This is a genomic window from Pseudenhygromyxa sp. WMMC2535 (genome assembly GCF_011083025.2).
Window position 1 is genome coordinate 7,442,283 of the sequence record NZ_JABJWV010000001.1, and the last position, 21,115, is coordinate 7,463,397.

Here is a 21,115-nt window from a genome sequence, read left to right on the forward strand (position 1 = left end):
GATCAGCTCGAGATCGAGACCTGATCGAGGCGAGCTCGCCCGCACGCGAGGGCGAGCAGACGATCGAGGCCCAAGGCCACCCCTGCGCAGGGCGGGAGCGCGTCGACCTCGGCGAGGAAGGCCTCTGGCATCGGGAGCGGCGCGAGATCGTGGCGCGCCCGGAGCTCGGCGACGGCCTCGAAGCGCCGGCGCTGCTCTCCGGCCTCGCGTAGCTCGCGGTAGCCATTGGCCAGCTCCACGCCCAAGGCGTGGCTTTCGAAACGAGCGGCCGTCGCCCCCTCTCGCTCCGACAAAGCCGCGAGCGCCGCCGGGAACGCGACGACATGGACGCCCTCCCCCTGCGCGCCGAGCTGCGCCAGCCAAGGATCGAGGTCGCGGGCCGACAACAGGCTGAACAGCTCCGTCCAAGCCTCGAGGGGGCCGAGTTCGTCATCGCCAGGAGCGCCGTCACCCTCGGCCAACCGCATACCCAGGTCAGCCCTTACACGGCGCAGGTGCGGGAGGAGAGCCTCCGCAGCTTCGTCGCCGCGCAGCTGGCAGCCGAGGGACTCCCCCATGCGCTCGACCAGGCTGACCTCGCGCCAGCGTTTGGGAGCGAGCCCCGGCGCGAGGCCTGCGCGCGCCAGGATCGGCTCGACGGCCGCAAACACCGCAGCGACCACGGCCTCGACATCGGCCATGATCGCCGGGAGATCGGCGGACACCCGGTACCACTCGATCAGATGGAACTCTTCGCTGTGGCGCGCTCCAACCTCGGCCGCCCGGAACACGTGGGCGATCTGAAAGATCGAGGGCGCCCCGCGAGCGAGGAGCTGCTTCATCGACAGCTCGGGGCTCGTCGCCAACCAGCGCTGTCCACCCCGTGCGTCGCGCCCCGCCGGGATCGGCTCGATCCACGGCTCGAGGGCGACGGCGCGCACGCGACAGGGCGTGCTCACCTCGAGCAGCCCTCCCCCCCGGAGCTGGGTACGCACGGCCGCCAGGGCCGCGTCCCAGAGCGCGACCCGCAGCGCCCAGGGCAGCGCGCGCGGGTCGTCACCAGCGGTCTGGCTACTGGTTGACACGCTCGACGTAGGCGCCGGTGCGCGTGTCGATCTTGAGCGTGTCGCCAACCTTGATGAAGAGCGGGACCTGGACCTCGTAGCCGGTCTGCATGGTCGCGCCCTTGGTCGCGCCAGTCGCGGTGTCGCCCTTGACCCCGGGCTCGCACGCCGCGACTTCCATGACCACGTGGCTCGGCAGGGTCACGCCCACGGGCCGCCCGTTGTAAAACAGGATGTCGACCTCGAGGTTGTCCATCAAAAAGCGGGCGTCGTCTCCCACCAGGTCAGCCTGGAGCTCGACCTGCTCGTAGGTCGCGCTGTCCATGAAGGTGAAGGCGTCCGCGGCGGGGTACAGGTACTGGTAAGTGCGAGACTCGACGTTGGCCGACTCGAGCTTCTCACCAGAGCGCCAGGTCCGATCGACCACGGCGCCGGTGATCATGTTCTTGATCTTGCACTTGTAGAGGCCCTGGCCCTTACCGGGTTTGACGAACTGGTACTCGGTCACCACCCAGGGCTGACCGTCGATCTCCAGCTTGACGTTCTTCTTGAGGTCGGAGACGTCCATCGGCGCCCGCTCGTATCCCTCGCCCCCAAGGGGTGTCAAGCGGTCGATCCTCACGCCCCCTGCGCCTCCATGCATTTTTCTGGGCGGAACAGGATTTTTTTGGCCGTAACGGTCAAAAAGTGTCGCAATCGACCCAGTCTCGTGGCATGGTCTGGCTATCTTTCTAGCGAAGGTGGCCGGGTAAAGATGCGTCTATCCACGAAAGTCCGATATGGCCTGCGAGCACTGTGTCATGTAGCGTACAGGGGCTATGCGAGTGCCCACGTGATCGCCGAGCAGCAGGCAATTCCTTCGCGATATCTCGAAGAAATAATTGGTGAGCTCCGAAAAGCCGGGTTCGTCGTGGGGAAAAGGGGGCCGCGAGGCGGCTACAGGCTCGCAAAGCCCGCAGAAGAGATCGCCATCGCCGATGTCATCGACGTCTTGTCCACGACCAACAACAGCAACACGGGGGAACCCCGTGACGAGATCACGCGTCTGGTCGAGCGCTCCGTGGACAAGCGCTTCGAATCCGCAGTCGGCGCGCTCAACCTGGAGCAGCTGATCGGCGAGGCGCGTGAGCGCTACCGCCGGCAAGCCGCCGACTATGTGATCTGAGCTTCGGCTACCGTCCCACCATGCAGCGCCCCCACCTCGTCGACGACATCCTCGGACTGATCGGCAAGACCCCGCTGGTCCGCATCAACCGCGTCGCCCCCGACCGCGAGCGCGCTGCGGCGATCTGGGGGAAGTGCGAAATGATGAACCCCGGCGGCTCGGTCAAGGACCGCATCGCCCTGGCGATGATCGAGGCGGCCGAGCGCGCGGGCACGATCATCCCTGGACGCAGCACCCTCGTCGAGCCCACCTCCGGCAACACGGGCATCGGCCTCGCCCTCGTGTGCGCGGTCAAGGGCTACCGCCTGCTCCTGACCATGCCCGAGAGCATGAGCCTCGAGCGCCGCAACCTGCTCAAGGCCTACGGCGCCGAGATCGTGCTGACCCCCGAAGATCGGACCATGGAGGGCGCGGTGTCCCTGGCCCGCGAGCTGTGTCGCAAGCCAGACCACTTCATGCTTCAGCAGTTCGAGAACCCGGCCAACCCCGCGACCCACGTGGCCAGCACCGGGCCCGAGATCCTCGAGCAGATGGCCGGGCTGAGCATCGACGGCTTCGTCGCCGGGGTCGGCACCGGCGGCACGGTCTCCGGCGTGGGCAAGGTCCTGCGCGAGTACAACCCCGAGATCACCATCGTCGCCGTCGAGCCCGACTCGAGCGCCGTGCTCTCCGGTGAAGACCCCGGCCCGCACAAGATCCAGGGCATCGGCGCGGGCTTCGTGCCCAAGGTCCTCGACACCGAGATCTTCGATCGCGTGGCGCGGATCTACGACCGCGACGCCTGGGTGATGCGCCAGCGCCTCGCCCAAGAAGAGGGGCTGCTCGTCGGCATCTCCGCCGGCGCCTCGATGTGCGCGGCGGTCGAACTCGCGCGCGAGCTCGGGCCCGGCAAGAACGTGGTCACGGTGCTCTGCGACACCGGCGAGCGCTACTTCAGCCTCGACGCCTACTTCGAAGATCCCTGAGAGGGCCGCTGAGATGCTCGAGGACGTGCGCTTCGTGATCGTCGGTGCGGGTGGCCTCGGCTGCCCTGCCCTGCTCGGTCTGCGCGCGGCCGGAGCTCGCCGGCTGACGGTGATCGATCACGACCTCGTCGAGCTCAGCAACCTCCAGCGCCAGGTCCTCTACGGCGTCCCCGATCTCGGCGTGGCCAAGGTCGACGCCGCGCGCTGGGCCGCGGGCGCGTCCGCGAGCCGCGAAGACTTCGTGGGCTGGCGCGCGCGCCTCGATCCCAGCGATCCCCAGCGCCTGCGCGCCCAGCTGCGCGCGGCCGCTGCGGGCGAGCCGAGCCCGAACACCGCCAACCAACCCGTGGCCGAGGCCATCGCCAGCGAGCGCGCCGTGGTGCTCGAGTGCAGCGACAGCCCCGCCCTCAAGTTCGCCGTCCACGACGCCTGCCTCGCCGCCCAGCTGCCCGTGGTGATCGGCGGGGTGATCGCCTGGCGCGGCCAGGCCATGGCCGTGGATCCCCGCACCACAGGCGCGGGCGGCCGGGCCTGCTACCGCTGCCTCTTCGAAGCGCCGCCGCCCCGCGAGCTGGCCCCGGCCTGCGCCACGGTCGGGGTGATCGGCGCCGCCGCGGGGGCCATCGGTCACCTCATGGCCAGCCTGGCCGTCGGCCTGCTCGATGAGGCAGGAGACAGCCCCGCCGGCGCCCTGCATGATCTCGACCTTCTCACCGGCCGCGTGCGCCGCCTCGCTCCCGAGGCGCGCGACGACTGCCCTGGCTGCAAGGCCGCAACGCCGCAGCGCAGACCGTCGTAGTCGGCTCCACAACCCGCTCGACCCCACACTCAGGAGACATCAGCAACCATGGCAACCGTCCGCATTCCCACTCCCCTACGCAAGTACACCGAGGGCAAGGAGGAGGTAGCGATCGCCGGCGCGAACGTCCGCGAGCTCCTCGACAACCTCGACGCGGCCCACAGCGGCATCGGCGAGCGCATCCGCGACGACAAGGGCGAGGTCCGCCGCTTCGTCAACATCTTCGTCGCCGACGAGGACATCCGCTTCCTTCAGGGCCTCGACACCGCGGTCAAAGACTCGGACGAGATCAGCATCATCCCGGCGATCGCTGGCGGCTGAGCCTGATCGAGCCAAGACTGATCAGCATGGCGGCGCAGCTACCACCAATCGGCGCAGCGCTTGGCTCGGGCGGAGCCGGCGGAGCGAGCGAATCAGGCCCGCGCGCAGACGAGCAGCTGAGCCTCGCGCTCGGCGAGCGACCCACGCGTGTCGACCAGATCACCGATCTCGTCGGCAACACGCCGCTGGTCCGGCTGCACCACATCGAGCGCGACTGCCCCGGCGTCGAGCTGTGGGCCAAGTGCGAGTTTTGCAACCCGGCCGGCTCCGTCAAGGATCGCCCCGCCTTGCGGATCATCCGTGACGCCCTCGCCCGCGGTGACCTCGCGGGCAAGCGGCTGATCGACAGCACCAGCGGGAACACCGGCATCGCCTACTCCATGGTCGGCGCCGCCCTCGGGGTGCCGGTGACCTTGGTGATGCCCGAGAACGTCTCGGCCCCGCGCAAGCAGATCACCCGGGCCTACGGCACGGAGCTGATCTTCTCGGATCCCATGGAGGGCAGCGACGGCGCGATCGTCCTCGCCCGCGAGCTCGTCGAGGCCGATCCCGATCGCTACTACTACCCAAACCAGTACGCGAACCTCAGCAACCCGGCGGCGCACTTTCACGGCACGGGGGTCGAGATCTGGAAGCAGACCCAGGGCCGCATCACGCACTTCGTGACCGGCATCGGGACCAGCGGCACCGTCGTCGGCACCTCCAGGCGCCTGCGCAGCGTCGGCCCCAACGCGACCAACGGTCAGCCCGTGCGCTGCATCGCCATGCAACCCGACGACGGCATGCACGGCCTCGAGGGCCTCAAGCACCTGCCGAGCAGCCTGGTCCCCGAGATCTACGACGCGTCGGTGCTCGACGAGACGATCTGGATGCCCACCGAGGAGGGCTGGGACATGGCCGAGCGCCTCGCCGAGGTCGAGGGCCTGTTCGTCGGTCACTCCTCCGGGGGCAACGTCGCCGCGGCCTTGCGCGTGGGCAAGCAGCTCGCCGAGGCCGGCGAGCCCGGGGTCGTGGTCACCACGCTGTGTGACCGCGGCGACCGCTACTTCGTGCCGCTGGAGTGGGAGAAGCATTATGTCTGGTGAGTCCGCCGAGTCTGCCGAGGTCGAGATCCCCCGGGCCATCCTCGAGGCGATCTATCGCCAGGCCCGGGACGAGTTCCCCAAGGAGTGCTGCGGCTTCTTGATCGGCCAGGGCGAGGACACACAGCTCGTCGCCTGCGAGAACTGGCAGGACCGCTACCACGGCGTCGATCCCGAGACCTACCCGCGCACCGCCGAGACCGCCTACACCTTTGGCGGCAAGGACCTGCGCCGCATGGCCGAGAGCTTCGACTCGCCGCGGCCGACGACCATCGTCTACCACTCGCACCCGCGCGTCGGCGCCTACTTCTCCGACGAGGACGCCCGCGCGGCGCTCAGCGCCGGCTGGCCCGTGGACTACCTCGTGGTCGACGCCCAGGACGATCGCGTGGTCGAGGCCCTGCTCTTTCGCCGCGTCGGCGATCAATTCCAGCAGATCGCCCGCTTCTCCGGCGACTGACACGCGCCGGGCAGCGATGAGCTCTGGGGTGATGACTGGGCCGTGGGCGCTGGCGCTCGGCTGCTGTATACCTTTGCGCCGTGCCTCGGCTCTATCACAGCCAGGAGCGAGAAGCCCGCAGCGTGTTCGCGCTCTTTCGCGTGCTGGCGATCGTCGGCGGGACCTTCGCCGTGCTCCTGGCCCTGCTCTACTCGGGCTACGTCGGCTACACGGACCTCGATCCCCTCGAGCTCGACGTCCGCGAGCACGACCTCGAGGTCGACGAGACCGGGCGCCAGGTCAGCTATGGGCGCTCGTGGCTGGCGCGCCGCGGCGGCCTGTGGGTGCTCCACCTCGAGGGCTCCCCCGAGGAGATCGGCGACGCTCATGGTCGCCTCGCCGGCCGCCTGTTTCGCAACATCGATCGCCGCGTCGACGCGACCCTCGACGGGCGCTACCGCGGCGTGATCGAGAGCTGGGCCGAGCTGATGCTGCTGCGCTGGGACTATCGCGGCGCCGACGCGGCCCTGCCCTCCCCCGCGCGCCACGAGCTCTCGGCCCTGGCCGCGGCCCTGCCCAGCGACGACACCGGCGAGCTCGAGCCCTACCACCGCCTGCTGCTCTACCAGTGCTTCTTCGACCTCACCCAGCGCCTGCAAGACGTGTTCATCGAGGGCAGCATGTTCGCCGTCACCCCGCGGGCCAGCGCCTCGGGGGTCGAGGCCGGTAACCTGATCGTCGGGCGGACCTTGAGCGTCGACTTCGGCCCGGACTTCGAGGTCGATCGCACCGTCAGCTTCTACTACCCCGACGGCAAGTACCCCTTCGTCTCGGTCGGCTGGGCGGGGCTGATCGGCGTGGTCACGGGGATCAACGCCCGCGGGATCGTCGTCGCGGCCAACCCCGCGCGCACCGACGATCCCCGCGAGGCCAACGCCCTGCCCTTGCCCCTGGTCCTGCGCACCGTGCTCGAGGAGGCCGACACCCTCGAGCAGGCCGTCGAGATCATCGAGGAGGCCGAGCTGCGCACCGCCGGCGTCGTGCTGATCGGCGACGGCGTCCAGCGCAAGGCCGTGATCCTCGAGGCCGGGCCGCGCGCCGGCACCGAGGACGCCCGAGTCCTGCGCGGCGACGACGAGCAGGCCGTGTGGGCCACCGATCACATGATCCGCGAGGTCTTCGAGGCCGACGCCCACAACGAGCGCATCCGCAGGACCACCTCGAGCGGCTATCGCTTCGACCGCCTCGGAGAGCTGCTCGCCAGCCCCGGCAACTTCCAGCCAGAGGACGCCGTCGCCATCCTCCGCGACCGTCGCGGCCTCGACAACGTCGAGCTCGGCCTCGGCAACCGCAACGCCCTCGAGAACCTGCACACCACCTCCTCGGTCGTCATCGACGCGACCTCCATGGTCCTGTGGGTCGCCGAGGGCCCCTCCACCCTCGGCCGCTACCGCGCCTTCGACCTGCGCCACCTGCTCGCGCGCCAGGGCAAGCGCCCCGCCGCCCTGGCGGAGTTCAGCGCCGATCGCTTGCTCTACTCCGAGGAGTACCGCGACTACGAAGAAGCTCTCGAGGGCATCGACTACGCCCGTGAGCTCCTCGGCCTCGGCCGCCCGCGCGAGGCCCTGGCCGCGGCCAAGGTCGCCCTCGCTCTCGCCCCCGACGTCGGCGAACTTCACCGCCTGCTCGGCGACATCGAGCGCGAACTCGACGACCCCGATGAGGCCAAGGTGCACTACCGGCGCTACCTCGAGCTCGTGCCTGGGCGCCAGCGCGACCAGGAGCGGGTCAAGGGGATCATCGAAGAGCTCGGGGGCTGAGAACCCGGACACACCCGACGCACTCGATCGCTTCGACGACGTGAGCCCGTGGTCCCGTCCGGCTTTGTCGCGGAGCCATGAAGTCCTGAACATGCACGGCCTGAGTATCGACACTGACCTTGCCTTCCTGGTTGGCCGGAACCTTCAAGCAATTGCGGGGGACGACTATCAGATGCGTCTCGTCTTCGACGAGGGGGTGGAGATCACATTGGAGTGCGACTGCGAGATTGACGGCACTCGGACTCCCCTGCCCGCGCAAGCACAAGCGCTGTCACCCTTTGTAGGATGCTCGATACGCAGTCACGAGCATGGCGGCGACGGGAGTGTTCGCCTCGTGTTTGATCGTCTCGGGGAGCTGACTCTGCTAGACGCGAACAAGGAGTTCGAGTCGTACAACATCTCCTGGAAGGGTGGCACTATCGTCGTCTGACAATGGGCAGCCCCGCCGGCGATCTCCCGATGGCTCACGACAGAGGTGTCCATCCAGGAACCAGACCAACGCCACGTACACGTCCAGCGGCGCGGCCCTGCTAGACAACAGCTTCGACATGGGAATCCTTGCCGCCGACGATGAGCGTGTCGGCATCCTCTGGTTGGGGGACGAGGACTGATTTCTGCGTGCCGCCGATGCCGTCGGAGCCAGATCCGAGTGCTTGGTTGTGGGAGTTCGAAGCTCGGCACGTCCGCAAGACGCCTTCACTGACACCGTGGGAGCTCGGAAGGGTCGTGTGGGGGCGCTAGGACTCCTGGAGGAGCGCCAGGTACTCGTGGACGACGGTCTCGAGGCCGACGAAGAGCGCCCGGGACATCAGCGCGTGGCCGATCGAGACCTCGTCGAGGTGCGGCAGCGATGCGAACAGGCGCAGGTTGTCGAGGTCGAGGTCGTGGCCGGCGTTGATGCCCAAGCCGAGGGCGTGGGCGCGCTCGGCCGCGGCGGCGTAGACCTCGAAGCTGCGCCTTCCTTCAGCTTCTCCCTGGGCCCAGGCGCGGGCGTAGGGCTCGGTGTAGAGCTCGACGCGGTCGGCCCCGAGCGCCGCGGCCCACTCGATGGCGGCGACCTCGGCCTCGACGAAGAGGCTCACGCGGATCCCCGCGGCCGCGAGGCGCTCGATCACTGGCACGAGGCGATCGCGGTCTTGCTGGGGGCGCCAGCCGGCCTCGCTGGTGATCTCGCCGGGTCGCACGGGGACCAAGGTGCACTGATCGGGGCACAGCTCGACGACGCGATCCATGAGCGCGGGGCGAGGGTCACCCTCGATGTTGAACTCGACGCGATCGCGGTATGGCGCGAGGAATTCATGGACGACGCCGATGTCGGCGGCGGTGATGTGGCGCTCGTCCTCGCGCGGGTGGATCGTGATGCCCGGCGCGCCGGCCTCGACGCAGACCCGGCAAGCATCGACCAGGCTGGGGACGGCGCCCCCTCGGGCGTTGCGCAGGGTCGCAACCTTGTTGACGTTGACGCTGAGACGAACCATCGACACTCGCTCCCTTCCAATGCTGCTGGGCGGGCAGCTGCCCGCCCGACGGGCGCTACCTCGGGGCGTCGACCAGGCCGGCTCTAGAAGCCGGTGCCGACGTTGAACTCGAACACCACCGGGTCCTCGCTGCTGAGCAGGTCGGTGCCCTCGTTGCGGTCGAGGGGGATGCCCCACTCGAAGCGTAGCGGGCCGATCGGCGACTGCCAGCGGAAGCCGAAGCCGAGGCTCACGCGCAGGTCCTCGAAGCTGAAGGGCACGCAGGGGTCGGCCTTGGGCAGCTGGTCGGGGTTGGGCTCCGAGCAGAACTGCTTTTCGGTGTTGAAGGCGTTGCCGAAGTCGGCGAAGAGCACGCCCTTGATGTTGGCCGGGGGCACGAGCATGAACTCGAGCTCGAGGTTGAGCGCGGTGAGCAGGTTGCCGCCGATCACGAAGGCCGAGAGCGTGGACGAGGGATCCGGCGAGCCCTGTACGAGGATGCGCGGGCCCAAGGAGCGCAGGTTGTAGCCGCGGATCGAGCCGTCGCCGTAGATGCCGCCGGGGAAGTAGCGCTCGTAGACCGGCACACCCGAGCGCGTGGGGCTGTGGATGAAGCCGATCTGGAAGTTTGTCCGGAACACGACCCAGGCCCTGAAGGGGCGGTCGGTCTTGATCACCGGCACGTAAAAGCGCGTGTCCAGCGTGTAGCGGTTGTACTCGTTCTCCGAGCCGAAGTAGCGGCTGGCGAACTTACCCGCGATCTGGTGGTACATGCCCGAGGTCGGGAAGAGCACGTTGTCGCGGGTGTCGTAGACCAGGCGCGCCGTGATCGCCGAGGTGATGCCGTTGGCGAACAGGTTGTTGATCAGCGCCTGCTCCGGCACGGCGCTCTGGGCACCCGGAGCGAAGATGCCCCCGAGGGCGCCGACGGCCCCGAGCTGGACCTGGACGTACTCCAAGTTGTAGCCGACGAAGGCCGTCAGCCCACGGATCTTGGGGATCGGATACCCCCACGACACCGAGAAGCCCGTGCTCGCTCGGGTGAAGTCCGTGTACACGTTTTGCGTGTTGAAGACGTTGAAGATGAACCACCAGTTGCTGTCGAGGAAGTAGCGCGTGGTGTAGCTGAAGTTGAACAGCCGGCGCAGGCTCGACAGCTGGGCGACCAGGGTGACCGTGGTGCCCCGGCCCAGGAAGTTGTCGTACTGGATCTGCGCCTGGAGGACGAAGTTCTCGATCGTCGAGAACCCGGCGCCGATCTGGAAGGTGCCGGTCAGCTTCTCGGCGACCTCGACGTTGACGACGATGCGATCGTCGGCGCTGCCGCGCGAGGTCGAGACCTGCACGTCCTCGAAGTAGCCCAGGCGCAGGACCCTCAGCCGCGTGGCCTCCTTGCCGCTCTCGGAGTAGAGGTCGCCCTCGCGCAGGACGATCTCGCGGCGGATGACCTTGTCGGCCGTGCGGTCGTTGCCGAAGATGTTGACGCGCTCGATGTAGACCAGCGGGCCCTTGTCGATCTGGTAGTCGACGTAGAGCAGCAGCTTCTCGCGGTCCTGCTGGTAGTTGGGGACCACGTTGACGTAGGCGTAGCCCTTGTCCTTGTAGCGGCGCTCGAGGTCCTGCTGGATCAGCTGGAGCTTGCCCGCGCTGGCCACGTCGCCGGGGGCGAGCACGGGGTCGATGGACTCGGCGAGCAGCCCCGGAGGCAGCAGCGCGTCCTCGCCGGCGCGGGTCAGCTCGCGGGCCGAGACCGCGCCGATCTCGTACTCGGGGCCCTCGGTGACGGCGATCGTCAGGTGGACGAAGCGCCGGTCGGGGCTCAGGGCGAGCTCGACGTCCTCGAAGTCGGCGTCGAAGTAGCCCTTGTCGGCGTAGTAGGCGCGGAGGTTGGAGTAGTCAGCGACGAAGGCCTCGCGGTTGAACACGCCGCCGGACTTCTTGCTGATGATCGTCATGTAGCCGCCCACCCGGGTGAGCATGGCCTTGCGCAGCTCGTCGTCGCTGATCGCGGAGTTCCCGACGAAGGTGATGCTGCGGACGATGACCTCTTCGGCCTCGTTGATCACGAAGACCACGTCGACCTTGCCGGGCTGGTCGTCCACCGGGCGCACGGCGTAGTCGACCTCGGCGAGGAAGAAGCCGTTCTCGGTGTAGAGCGCCTGGATCTTCTCGACGTTGCCCTTGACCTTGCCGAGGTCGAGCACGCTGTTGCCCTGGATGTCGAGGATCTCGTTGATGTCGTCGAGCTTCACCTTGGCGTTGCCCTCGACGATGATCTTGCGGATCGTCGGGCGCTCGACGACCACGAAGGTCAAGACCGCGCCGGCCGAGGTCAGCTCGCCCTGGACGTAGACGTCCTCGAAGAAGCCGAGGGCCCACAGGGCCTTGAGGTCGCGGGCCAGCTTCTCGCGGGTCACGAGCTCGCCGATGTTGCTGTCGAGCTCGAGCAACATGGCCTCGGACTCGACGCGGCGGTTGCCCTGGAAGCGGATGTCGGTGATCGGCTCGTTCCAGACCTCGTCCTCGACGCCTGCGAACTCGTAGATGTTGGGGCGGTAGCGCGGGGTGATCAGCTCGGGGGAGCCGAAGCCCGCGATCAGCCGCTTCTTGGCCCCGGGGCGCTCGGGCTGCCCCGCCTCGGCGAAGCTCGGGGCCAGGCCCATGACGCCGACCAGGAACACGGCCAGGAGGACCAGGGCGAAGGCTCGCAGTGAGCGACGACGCGGCCCCTTCGGCCGCCTGGAACGATTGCGTGACTCCACGGCGCTACTCGGCCGGCACCCGATCGGGGTCGTCGCTGGAGCCCAGGCCCTGCTCGAGGATGCGACCGTCGGCCATGCGGACGACGCGGGGCATCTTCTGGGCGAGCTCCATGTTGTGGGTCACCACCAACATGGTGAGGTCGTGCTCTTCGTTGAGGCGAAAGAGCAGCTCGTGGACTTCTTCGCTGGTCTTGGTGTCGAGGTTGCCCGTGGGCTCGTCGGCGAGGAGCAGGCGCGGCTGCATGGCCAGGGCCCGCGCGATCGCCACCCGCTGCTGCTCGCCGCCCGAGAGCTCACCCGGGCGGTGGTCGAGGCGGTGGCTCATGCCGACGGCGTCGAGCATCGCCTCGGCCTGCTCCCGGGCCTGGCGCGTGGAGATCCGCGCTATCAACGCGGGCATCATCGCGTTCTCGAGGGCGGAGAACTCGGGCAGCAGGTGGTGGAACTGAAACACGAAGCCGATGGTGCGGTTGCGGAAGTCCGCGAGGTCCGGGGGCGAGAGCCGGGTGATGTCCGTGGGCGTGCCGCCGCCGGGCGGGTAGAACAGGATCTCCCCGCTCGTTGGCAGGTCGAGGGTGCCCAGGCAGTGCAGCAGCGTGGACTTGCCCGCACCGGAGGCGCCGATGATCGTGACCATCTCGCCCGCCCGCAGATCGAGGTTGACACCGCGCAGGACGTCGAGCTTGCGCGATCCGTGGCGGAAGCTCTTCCACATGTCGCGGACCTGCACGAGCGCGGGAGCTTCTGAAATGGAAGAAGGCATCAGCGGGCGCGAAACGGGCCAACCCTAGAACCGCCCCCGAGGCCTGTCAACGAGGTGGGGGTGTGTTTGCGGGGCTTTACTGGACAAAGAAAAAGGGAGGAGCGGCGCTCCTCCCTTTTGCTCTCGTGGGTCAAAAGCCCTAGCCGAAGTCGTCGAACATCACGTTCTCGGGCTCCACGCCGAGCTCCAGGGCCATGCGAATCACGGCCTGGTTCATCATTGGTGGCCCACAGATGTAGAACTCGCAGTCCTCTGGCGCAGGGTGATTGTCCAGGTAGAGCTCACGACAGACCTGGTGGATGAAGCCCTTGGGCCCAGTCCAGTTGTCCTCCGGGAGCGGATCGGACAGCGCCAGCGTCCAGGTGAAGTTGGGGAACTCCTCGGCGATCGAGTCGAAGTGATCGACGTAGAAGGCCTCGCGCAAAGACCGTGCGCCGTACCAGAACGAGACCTTGCGGGTGGTCTTGAGCCGCTTGAACTGGTCGAAGATGTGCGAGCGCATCGGCGCCATGCCGGCGCCACCACCGATGAAGATCATCTCCGCGTCGGTGTCGCGGGCGAAGAACTCGCCGTAGGGGCCAGAGATCGTGACCTCGTCGCCGGGCTTGAGGCTGAAGATGTACGAGCTCATCTGCCCGGGCGGCACGTCGGGCTGCCGCGGGGGCGGCGACGCGATGCGCACGTTGAGCATGATGATCCCGTACTCCTCGGGGTAGTTGGCCATGGAGTAGGCCCGGGTCACGTCCTCTTCGACGACCGAGGTGAAGCGCCACATGTCGAAGCGATCCCAGTCCTCCCGGTACTCCTTGTCGATGACGAAGTCCTTGTAGTGGACCGTGTGCGGCGGACACTCGATCTGGATGTAGCCGCCAGCCCGGAACGGCACGGCCTCCCCCTCGGGGAGCTCGAGCACGAACTCCTTGATGAAGGTCGCCACGTTGTCGTTGCTGCGGACCTTGCACTGCCACTTGCGGACGCTGAAGACCTCGGGCTCGACCTCGATCTTCATGTCCTGCTTGACCTTGACCTGGCAGGCCAGGCGGCAGCCTTCGCGCATCTCACCGCGGCTGAGCCAGCCTTCTTCGGTGGGCAGCGGCGCGCCCCCGCCCTCGTGGACGTGGACCTTGCAGACGCCACAAGATCCCATGCCACCGCAGGCGGAGGGGATGAAGATCTTGTTGTTGGCGAGGGTGTTGAGCAGCGTGGAGCCGGCCGGGACCTGGAGGGCCTTGTCGGCGTCCTCGTTGATCAGGATCGTCACGTCCGCGGTGTTGACCAGCTGCCCGCGCGCGAGCAGCAGGACCCCGACCAGGACCAGGATCATGACCACGAACATGCCGACCGAGAGGCCCAGCATCTGGACCTCGCTGAGCTCGGCGGCGAGCAGAGTTGTCATGGTAGCGAGCATGGTTTGTGTTTTTCCTCGCTAGTGGCTCACAAGGAGATGCCGCCGAACATCATGAAGCCGATGGCCATGAGCCCGGTGACGATGAAGGTGATGCCCAGGCCGCGCAGGGCCGGCGGGACGTCGGAGTAGCGCATCTTCTCGCGGATCGCGGCCAGGGCGATGATCGCCAGGGCGAAGCCCAGGCCCGAGCCGAAGCCGAAGACCAGGGAGTCCGCGACGTGGTAGTCGCGGTCGACCATGAACAGCGAGGCGCCGAGGATGGCGCAGTTCACGGCGATCAGCGGGAGGAACACGCCAAGCGCCGCGTGCAGGTCCGGGGCGTACTTCTCGAGCGCCATCTCGACCACCTGCACGGCGGCGGCGATGGTCCCGATGAAGGTCAGGAAGTTGAGGAAGGACAGGTCGACGCCCTGGATCAGCGCGTCCTCCTTGAGGACGTAGTGATAGAGCGCCGAGTTGAGCGGGCAGGTCAGCGTGAGCACGAAGACCACCGCTGCGCCGAGGCCCGTCGCCGTCTTGACCTTCTGCGAGACGGCCAAGAACGAGCACATGCCCAAGAAGAAGGCCAGGGCCATGTTCTCGACGAACGTGGCCTTTACCAAGAGGCTGAGATAGTGCTCCATGGCTCAGTGCTCCTCGACCAACTCGGGGTTGGCGGTGCGCATGATCCAGATCGCAATGCCGATCAGGAAGAAGGCCGCAGGTGCGAGGACCATGAGGCCGTTGGGGGTGTACCAGCCGCCCTCGCTGACCAGGGGCATGACCGAGACGCCGAACACCTTGCCGGAGCCCAGGAGCTCGCGGAAGAAGCCGACGGAGATCAGGATCAGGCTGTAGCCGAGGCCGTTACCCACGCCGTCGATGAAGCTCTCCCACGGCGGGTTGGCCATGGCGAAGGCCTCGGCCCGGCCCATGACGATGCAGTTGGTGATGATCAGGCCGACGTAGACCGACAGCTGCGTGGCCACGTCGTAGACGAAGGCCTTGAGCACCTGATCGGTGATGATCACCAGTGAGGCGATGATCGTCAGCTGAACGATGATGCGGATGCTCGAGGGGATCCGCTCGCGGATCAGGCTGACCGAGAAGTTGGACAGGGCCACGACCACGGTCAGGGCGATCGACATGACGATCGCCGTCTCGAGCTTGCTGGTCACTGCCAGCGCCGAGCACACGCCGAGCACCTGAACCGCGATCGGGTTGGTGTTCAGCAGAGGATCGAAGAGGACTTCCTTTTTCTTTGCCATTGCCGGAGCTCCTCGTCAGGACTGTTCCTCGGCCGGAGCAGCGTCGAGCTGCGGCGGTCCGGACTGCCGGATCTTGTTCAGGAAGGGACCGTAGCCGTTTTGGCCCAGCCAAAAGTCCATCATGTTGGTCACGCCGCGGCTGGTGATGGTGGCGCCCGTCAGGGCGTCGACCTGGAACTCACCGCGGGCGTTCTTGACCACCTCGATGGCGACCTCGTCGCTGCCCTCCTGGAAGGCCTTCTTGCCCTTCCAGGAGCCCTTCCAGTTGGGGTTGTCGACCTCGCCGCCGAGACCGGGGGTCTCGGCGTGCTCGTAGTAGGTGATGCCGGCGATCGTCACGCCGTCGGCCTCCATGGCCAGGTAGCCGTAGAGGAAGCCCCACAGGCCGTAGCCCTCGATGGGCAGGATGACCTTCTTGACCGCGCCCTTCTCGTCGATGAGGAAGTAGACCTTGGCGACGGAGGGCTGGAAGCGGACCTTGGCGGCGTTCGCCGGGGCCACGAGGTTGTTGGCCTTGGCGGCCTCCATGGGCTCGTAGTCCGCAGGGCCGACACCGTCGACGTCCGCGACCAGCTCGCCGGTCTCACGGTCGACCAGCGCGGGGACCAGGCGCTCCTCGAAGAGCGCCTGGACGTCGTCGTTGCCGAGCTCCTGACCGGGGCGCAGCAGGCCCGCGACGTCGAGGACCTTCTTTTGCCGCGCGACCGTGGCGTTCTCCTCTTGCCTGGACTTGAGGAAGATCGCCGCGCCGGAGACGCCCAGCGAGCAGACCAGGCAGACCGCGACCGCGAAGCCCGCGATGTAGACGGGGCTGTCTTTCTTGCCAGCCATCAGTGGGCCTCCTCGGCGGCGCTGGGCAGGCCAGCGGCGTAGCGCGCCTTGCGACGCTTGACGTTGGCCTGGACCACGTAATGGTCGATGAGCGGCGCGAACATGTTCATGAACAAGATCGCCAGCATCATGCCCTCGGGGTAGCCGGGGTTCACCACGCGGACGAGGACCACGAACACCCCGATGAAGAAGCCGTAGATCAGCTTGCCGAGGTCGGTGAAGGCCGAGGACACGGGGTCCGTGGCCATGAACACCATGCCAAAGGCCCAGCCGCCGAGGACCATGTGCCACTGCGGGCCCATGGCGAACATCGAGTTGGTCTCGGAGCCGATGGCGTTGAGGGTCAGCGCCATCAGCACGGTGCCGACGGTGACGCCCGCCATGGTCCGCCACGAGCCGATCTGCGTGGCGATCAGGATGAGCGCGCCGACGAGGCAGAGCAGCGCCGAGGTCTCACCCATGGACCCGGGGATGACGCCGAGAAAGGCGTCCATCCACAGGTCGGGCTGCGCCTCGAGGGCGGTCATGCCCTGGGTGTTGTCGGCGGCGATGGCCAGCCAGCTGGCGCCCGTGAAGCTGTCCGTGTTCTCCGCCGCGACCCAGACCGCGTCGCCAGACATGGCCGCCGGGTAGGCGAAGAACAAGAACGCGCGCGAGACCAGCGCCGGGTTCATCACGTTCATGCCGACGCCGCCGAAGACCTCCTTGCCGAGGACCACGCCGAAGGCGACGCCGACGGCGACCATCCACAGCGGGATGGTGGGGGGCAGCGTGAGCGCGAACAGGAACCAGGTGACGAGGAAGCCCTCGGTGATCTCGTGGCCGCGGACGATGGAGAAGATGACCTCGGCGTGACCGCCGATGATGCCCACCGTCAGCCAGACCGGGATGAAGTAGAGCGCACCGTAGATGAAGCAGGTGACGACGTTGCCGGCGTCATAGCCGAAGCCCAGGGCCTCGAAGAGCCAGCTTTGCCAGTTGCCGAGGGGCGCGGCGCCGTTGCCGATCGCCAGGGCCGCCTGGTGGCCGGTGTTCCAGCAGGCGAACAGGCAGATCGGCAAAAGCGCGAGCACCACGGTGATCATCATGCGCTTTTGGTCGAGCTGATCCCGCACGTGCGAGGCGGCCTTGGTCACCGTCCCGGGCGTGTAGAGGATCGTGTCGGGGGCCTCGTAGAGGGGGTGGAGGGCCTCGTACTTGCCCCCCTTCTCGAACAGCGGCGCGATCTTGTCGAGCTGTTGACGCAGGAAGTCCATCAGCCTTCCTTCCAGATGGTCTCGAGGTTCTCACGCAGGACCGGACCATAGTCCTGCTTGCCCGGGCACACGAACGTACACAGGGCCACGTCCTCCTCGTCGAGCTCGAGCACACCGAGCTCCTCCGCGCGGCCGACGTCCTTGACCAGGATCGCCCGCAGCAAGAAGGTGGGGAGGATGTCGAAGGGGAACACGCGCTCGTACATGCCGATCGGCACCATGTGGCGGTGCGAGCCATTGAGCGCGGTGGAGAAGTCGAAGGTCTTCGACGGGGTCAACGCCGAGGCGAAGGCCGACGAGGTCGAGTACTTGTCGAAGCCGGGCTTGAGCCAGCCGAGCAGTTCGCGCTCCCGGCCCTCACGCAGGGCCGAGATCTGCAAGTGATAGCGGCCGAGGTAGCCGAAGAGCTCGCCCATGGCCTTGCGACCGGAGAGCACCGAGCCCGAGATCACTCGGTTCTCGACGTCCGCGGCCAGCTCGCCGTCGACGATCTCCTCGATGCTCGCGCCCAGGCGCGTGGTCATCAGGCGCGGCTTCTCGACCGTGGGGCCGGCCAGGCTGATGACGCGCTCGACGTCGAGCTTGCCCGTGGCGAAGAGCCGACCGATCAGGATCACGTCCTGGTAGTTCAGGTGCCACACGGTCTTGGCCCGGCTGACCGGGTCGAGGGTGTGGATGTGAACACCGACGGTGCCCGAGGGGTGCGGCCCGTGGAACTCCTCGACCTGGAGGCGAGCGTTCTTGCCGGTGGACAGCTTGGTGCCCGCGCCCTTGCACACGTAGACGGTGCCCTCGGTCAGCTTGGACACCACCTCGAGGCCGCGCTGGAAGTCCTGCTCGCGGCCCTTCATGGCCACCTCGACGTCGGCGGCGAGGGGGTTGGTGTCGGTCACCGTCACGAAGATCGAGTGCGGCGCGTCGGCGCTGGGCTGCGGCACGCGGCCATAGGGGCGCGCGCGCAGGGCCGTCCACAGCCCAGACTCTTGCAGCAGGTTGACGACCTGCTCGCGCGAGAGTTTGGCGGTGTCCGTGTCGCTGTAGTGCTCGAAGGTCTGGAACTCGTCCGGCGCCGGCTTGCCCTCGCGCTCGCTCGAGCTCAGCTCGATGACGACGCTCTGAAGCACCCGAAACTCGCCACGGTTGATGGCGACCACCGTCCCGGCACCAGGGGCCGTGAACATCACGCCCGGGGCCTTTCGGTCCTCGAACAGGACCTGGCCGCGCTTGACGAGCTCGCCGACCTTGACGAGCAACCGCGGCTTCATGCCGGGGTAGTCGTCGGCGACGATCGCCACACGCGTCACCGCGGGCGCGGCTTCGATGGACTGCTTCGGTGCCCCAGTGATGGGCAGGTTGAGGCCATTTTTGATGGTATGTACGGCCATGTTTTGGCCTTCTCCCCTCGAAGAGGCTCACCGCTGGACCCGGTGAAGGTGGGGGCTGCTGGGTCCAGCTGGCGCCGGCTTTGTACCCGCTCGCAAGCGTCAACGGAAGCGGGATCGGGCGCCGAGACGCGCTCGAATGCGACCAGCGCAGGCTACGCGGCGCCGAGTTGATGTCGCGGCGCTTCGCCCTCGATTTGGCGAGAGCGCGAGGTCGTGCGACTCCGCGCCATCACCGTGGGGCCGACGTTGAGCAAGCTCACCGCCCTCTCCCACCCTGGCAGCGTGGATCCGATCGCGCCGAGGTACTCATGTCGCGTGAACGGACCCGAGTCGATCTCCGCCATCCGAGCCGCCCGGGAGGCCATCGCGCCGTGGATCATCGAGACCCCGGTCTGGCGCTGGGACACGCCCCTGCTGCGCGAGCGCCTCGGCTGGGCCCGGCCGGGCGCCGTCTGGCTCAAGCTCGAGCTGCTCCAGCGCACGGGCAGCTTCAAGGCCCGCGGCGCCCTCGCGGTCATGCGCCAGCTCGACGCTGACGCGCGCTCGCGCGGGGTCACGGCGATCAGCGCGGGCAACCACGCCATCGCCGTGGCCTACGCCGCCAGCGCCCTCGGGACCTCGGCCAAGGTCGTGATGCCACGCAGCGCCAACCCCGGTCGGGTCGCCGCCTGTCGCCGCCACGGCGCCGAGGTCGTGCTGGTCGACGACATCCACGCGGGCTTCGTGGCCGTCGAGCAGATCGCCGCGGACGAAGGGCGGACCTTCGTCCACCCCTTCGAGGGCCCGCAGATCGCCCTGGCCACCGCGACCTTGGGCCTCGAGCTCAGCGAGCAGCTCGACGGGGCGCTCGACGCGGTGCTCATCCCGATCGGCGGTGGAGGGCTCTGCGCTGGCGCAGCGGCTGCGATCAAGCTTGCGCGCCCAGACTGCAAAATTTTCGGGATCGAGCCAGTCGGCGCCGACAGCATGCACCTCAGCTTCGCCGCCGGCTCTCCCCAGGCGATCCCCTCGGTCCGCTCCATCGCCGACAGCCTCGGGGCTCCCCACGCCGCGCCCTACAGCTTCGACCTGTGCCGCGCCCACGTCGACGAGCTGGTCCACGTCGACGACGATCAGCTGCGCGCGGCCATGGCCGCCCTCTTTCAGGACGCCAAGCTCGCCGTCGAGCCGGCCGCGGCCGCGAGCACGGCCGCCCTCCTCGGCCCGCTGCGGGAGCGCCTCGCGGGTCAGCGGGTCGCGCTGATCGTCTGCGGCAGCAACATCGACGTCGCCAGCTTCACCACGCTGCTCGCCCAGCGCGGGCCAACGACCGACGCCCTGCTCACCGGCGACACGCCGCTCTAGTTCCCAGGGAAGGGATCGGCCGTGCCCCGGCGCCAGCTCTCGTCAGGGGCGCGCCACTCCTCCCAGGCCCGCGGCGCCTCGCGGAACAGCGCCGCGCCGATCACCCCGACGTTGCGCCCTTCCCCCGTGCGCTCGGCGTAGCTGTCCTCGAGCGAAGAGAAGCGAAAGGCCGCGACCGCGTCCTCGCTGGTCCGCCAGCCCTCGATGACCATCGAGCTGAAGGGATCGATGACGTAGCCGCGCTTGTCGAAGCTCGCCGGGGCGCCGTCGATGACGTCGAGGCCGTCCACGGAGGCGACCAGCTCGAAGGCGCTGCCGGTGTCGTTGGCCACGGCCAGGCTGTAGCGCGCCCCGGGGGCGCCGACGGCGTAGAGCTGCGTGTCGACGCTCGCCGCCGGCAGCACGCGATCGCGCTCGTCGAGGAGCGCGAAGCTCAGGCCCTCGTGGGACTGCATCGCCTCGTCGGACCAGGCCCGCGTCCGCCTGCCGCGGGCGGCCGCGCGCACGCCCGCGGCGTCGTCGTAGTGAATGGTGAAGACCACCTCGGGGCGCAGCGGATCGGCCCGACGAAAGCCGACGCTCTGGATGCTCGAGCGCCGCGACTCACCGTAGGCCGTGCCCAACCCCGGGCGCTCGGGCTCGACGATGCGATCGGCCTCGAAGTCGCCCGCCCCCCAGCCGGTACCCAGGGCCTCCTCCGAGCGGGGCGCGGCCGACTCCGGCGCCTCGGCGCTCCCCCGCCAGCGCGTCCCCGCGCCGGTATCGGCGTCGGCCGTCCCTCGAGGCCCCGGCGCCCTTCGCTGCGCCGTGGTCGAGCTCCCCGTGCCCAGCGGCGTCGCCGTGTCGGCGGGGGCCTTGTTGCAGCCGGGCGCGACCCCGAGCAGGCAGAGGGCAAAACAGGCGCGCGAGAGGGGGCGGTCGAAGCGGGACGTTGTTGCGGACATGGGAGGCCTCGTGGACGGGCTCCCAACGCCGCCTCGCCAGGCCACACTTACAGCAACAAAGTGAAGACCCCGCGGCGCGGGGTC

The 21,115-nt window shown here is 68.2% G+C and carries 21 protein-coding genes; 9 read left to right on the forward strand and 12 right to left on the reverse strand.

What is annotated here, in order from left to right; translation table 11 throughout:
• Positions 1–2: 2 nt before the first annotated feature.
• Both G6O69_RS28790 and efp read right to left on the reverse strand, forming a co-directional pair.
• Positions 3–1,064, reverse strand: coding sequence for an amino acid--tRNA ligase-related protein (locus G6O69_RS28790; protein ID WP_172306685.1), 1,062 nt, complete (start codon positions 1,062–1,064; stop codon positions 3–5).
• Positions 1,051–1,611: an elongation factor P gene (gene efp, locus G6O69_RS28795; protein ID WP_172306686.1), complete on the reverse strand. Its 561-nt coding sequence runs from the start codon at positions 1,609–1,611 to the stop codon at positions 1,051–1,053. Before efp ends, G6O69_RS28790 begins: the two co-directional genes overlap by 14 nt.
• Before the next feature lie 186 nt (positions 1,612–1,797).
• Here efp and G6O69_RS28800 point away from each other — a divergent pair, with 186 nt between their 5' ends.
• The 8 genes from G6O69_RS28800 (at position 1,798) to G6O69_RS28835 (ending at position 8,064) form a co-directional block, all read left to right on the forward strand.
• Complete coding sequence (locus G6O69_RS28800) at positions 1,798–2,208, forward strand: Rrf2 family transcriptional regulator (protein ID WP_172306687.1); 411 nt, start codon at positions 1,798–1,800, stop codon at positions 2,206–2,208.
• Positions 2,209–2,228: 20 nt separating this feature from the next.
• On the forward strand, positions 2,229–3,173 hold the full coding sequence (gene cysK / locus G6O69_RS28805; RefSeq protein WP_172306688.1) for a cysteine synthase A: 945 nt from the start codon (positions 2,229–2,231) through the stop codon (positions 3,171–3,173).
• A 13-nt stretch (positions 3,174–3,186) separates the two neighbouring features.
• Complete coding sequence (locus G6O69_RS28810; RefSeq protein WP_172306689.1) at positions 3,187–3,972, forward strand: ThiF family adenylyltransferase; 786 nt, start codon at positions 3,187–3,189, stop codon at positions 3,970–3,972.
• 48 nt (positions 3,973–4,020) lie between these two features.
• Positions 4,021–4,293 carry a MoaD/ThiS family protein gene (locus G6O69_RS28815; protein ID WP_172306690.1) on the forward strand — a complete coding sequence of 91 codons (273 nt, stop codon included), beginning with the start codon at positions 4,021–4,023 and terminating at the stop codon, positions 4,291–4,293.
• A 26-nt stretch (positions 4,294–4,319) separates the two neighbouring features.
• Positions 4,320–5,378 carry a cysteine synthase family protein gene (locus G6O69_RS28820; RefSeq protein WP_172306691.1) on the forward strand — a complete coding sequence of 353 codons (1,059 nt, stop codon included), beginning with the start codon at positions 4,320–4,322 and terminating at the stop codon, positions 5,376–5,378.
• A complete protein-coding gene (locus G6O69_RS28825) occupies positions 5,368–5,835 on the forward strand; it encodes a Mov34/MPN/PAD-1 family protein (RefSeq protein ID WP_172306692.1) in 468 nt (155 codons plus the stop codon). The genes G6O69_RS28820 and G6O69_RS28825 overlap by 11 nt, the downstream gene beginning before the upstream one ends.
• 80 nt (positions 5,836–5,915) lie before the next feature.
• Complete coding sequence (locus G6O69_RS28830) at positions 5,916–7,634, forward strand: C45 family peptidase (RefSeq protein WP_172306693.1); 1,719 nt, start codon at positions 5,916–5,918, stop codon at positions 7,632–7,634.
• Positions 7,635–7,725: 91 nt separating this feature from the next.
• On the forward strand, positions 7,726–8,064 hold the full coding sequence (locus G6O69_RS28835) for a DUF6188 family protein (protein ID WP_172306694.1): 339 nt from the start codon (positions 7,726–7,728) through the stop codon (positions 8,062–8,064).
• Between the two features lie 307 nt (positions 8,065–8,371).
• On the opposite strand, the gene G6O69_RS28840 is transcribed toward G6O69_RS28835, so the two are convergent.
• From G6O69_RS28840 to G6O69_RS28880, 9 genes are all read right to left on the reverse strand, one after another.
• Positions 8,372–9,112, reverse strand: coding sequence for a pyridoxine 5'-phosphate synthase (locus tag G6O69_RS28840; protein WP_172306695.1), 741 nt, complete (start codon positions 9,110–9,112; stop codon positions 8,372–8,374).
• An 83-nt stretch (positions 9,113–9,195) separates the two neighbouring features.
• Positions 9,196–11,853 carry an outer membrane protein assembly factor BamA gene (gene bamA, locus G6O69_RS28845; protein WP_176397142.1) on the reverse strand — a complete coding sequence of 886 codons (2,658 nt, stop codon included), beginning with the start codon at positions 11,851–11,853 and terminating at the stop codon, positions 9,196–9,198.
• Positions 11,854–11,857: 4 nt separating this feature from the next.
• Positions 11,858–12,616, reverse strand: coding sequence for an ABC transporter ATP-binding protein (locus tag G6O69_RS28850; RefSeq protein ID WP_172306697.1), 759 nt, complete (start codon positions 12,614–12,616; stop codon positions 11,858–11,860).
• Positions 12,617–12,755: 139 nt separating this feature from the next.
• Positions 12,756–13,973 carry an NADH:ubiquinone reductase (Na(+)-transporting) subunit F gene (nqrF, locus tag G6O69_RS28855; RefSeq protein WP_346017157.1) on the reverse strand — a complete coding sequence of 406 codons (1,218 nt, stop codon included), beginning with the start codon at positions 13,971–13,973 and terminating at the stop codon, positions 12,756–12,758.
• 77 nt (positions 13,974–14,050) lie between these two features.
• Positions 14,051–14,647, reverse strand: a complete 597-nt coding sequence (gene nqrE / locus G6O69_RS28860; RefSeq protein ID WP_172306699.1) for an NADH:ubiquinone reductase (Na(+)-transporting) subunit E — start codon at positions 14,645–14,647, stop codon at positions 14,051–14,053.
• 3 nt (positions 14,648–14,650) lie between these two features.
• On the reverse strand, positions 14,651–15,271 hold the full coding sequence (locus tag G6O69_RS28865; protein WP_172306700.1) for an NADH:ubiquinone reductase (Na(+)-transporting) subunit D: 621 nt from the start codon (positions 15,269–15,271) through the stop codon (positions 14,651–14,653).
• Positions 15,272–15,286: 15 nt separating this feature from the next.
• A complete protein-coding gene (locus G6O69_RS28870; protein WP_172306701.1) occupies positions 15,287–16,102 on the reverse strand; it encodes a Na(+)-translocating NADH-quinone reductase subunit C in 816 nt (271 codons plus the stop codon).
• Positions 16,102–17,358 (reverse strand): NADH:ubiquinone reductase (Na(+)-transporting) subunit B, encoded by a 1,257-nt coding sequence (locus G6O69_RS28875; protein WP_172306702.1) that lies wholly within the window; start codon positions 17,356–17,358, stop codon positions 16,102–16,104. Before G6O69_RS28875 ends, G6O69_RS28870 begins: the two co-directional genes overlap by 1 nt.
• A complete protein-coding gene (locus G6O69_RS28880; protein WP_172306703.1) occupies positions 17,358–18,743 on the reverse strand; it encodes a Na(+)-translocating NADH-quinone reductase subunit A in 1,386 nt (461 codons plus the stop codon). Before G6O69_RS28880 ends, G6O69_RS28875 begins: the two co-directional genes overlap by 1 nt.
• A gap of 315 nt (positions 18,744–19,058) precedes the next feature.
• On the opposite strand from G6O69_RS28880, the gene G6O69_RS28885 reads away from it, so the two are divergent.
• Positions 19,059–20,087, forward strand: a complete 1,029-nt coding sequence (locus tag G6O69_RS28885) for a pyridoxal-phosphate dependent enzyme (protein WP_172306704.1) — start codon at positions 19,059–19,061, stop codon at positions 20,085–20,087.
• Here G6O69_RS28885 and G6O69_RS28890 read toward each other — a convergent pair.
• On the reverse strand, positions 20,084–21,031 hold the full coding sequence (locus G6O69_RS28890) for a hypothetical protein (protein ID WP_172306705.1): 948 nt from the start codon (positions 21,029–21,031) through the stop codon (positions 20,084–20,086). The genes G6O69_RS28885 and G6O69_RS28890 overlap by 4 nt on opposite strands.
• Positions 21,032–21,115 lie beyond the last annotated feature (84 nt).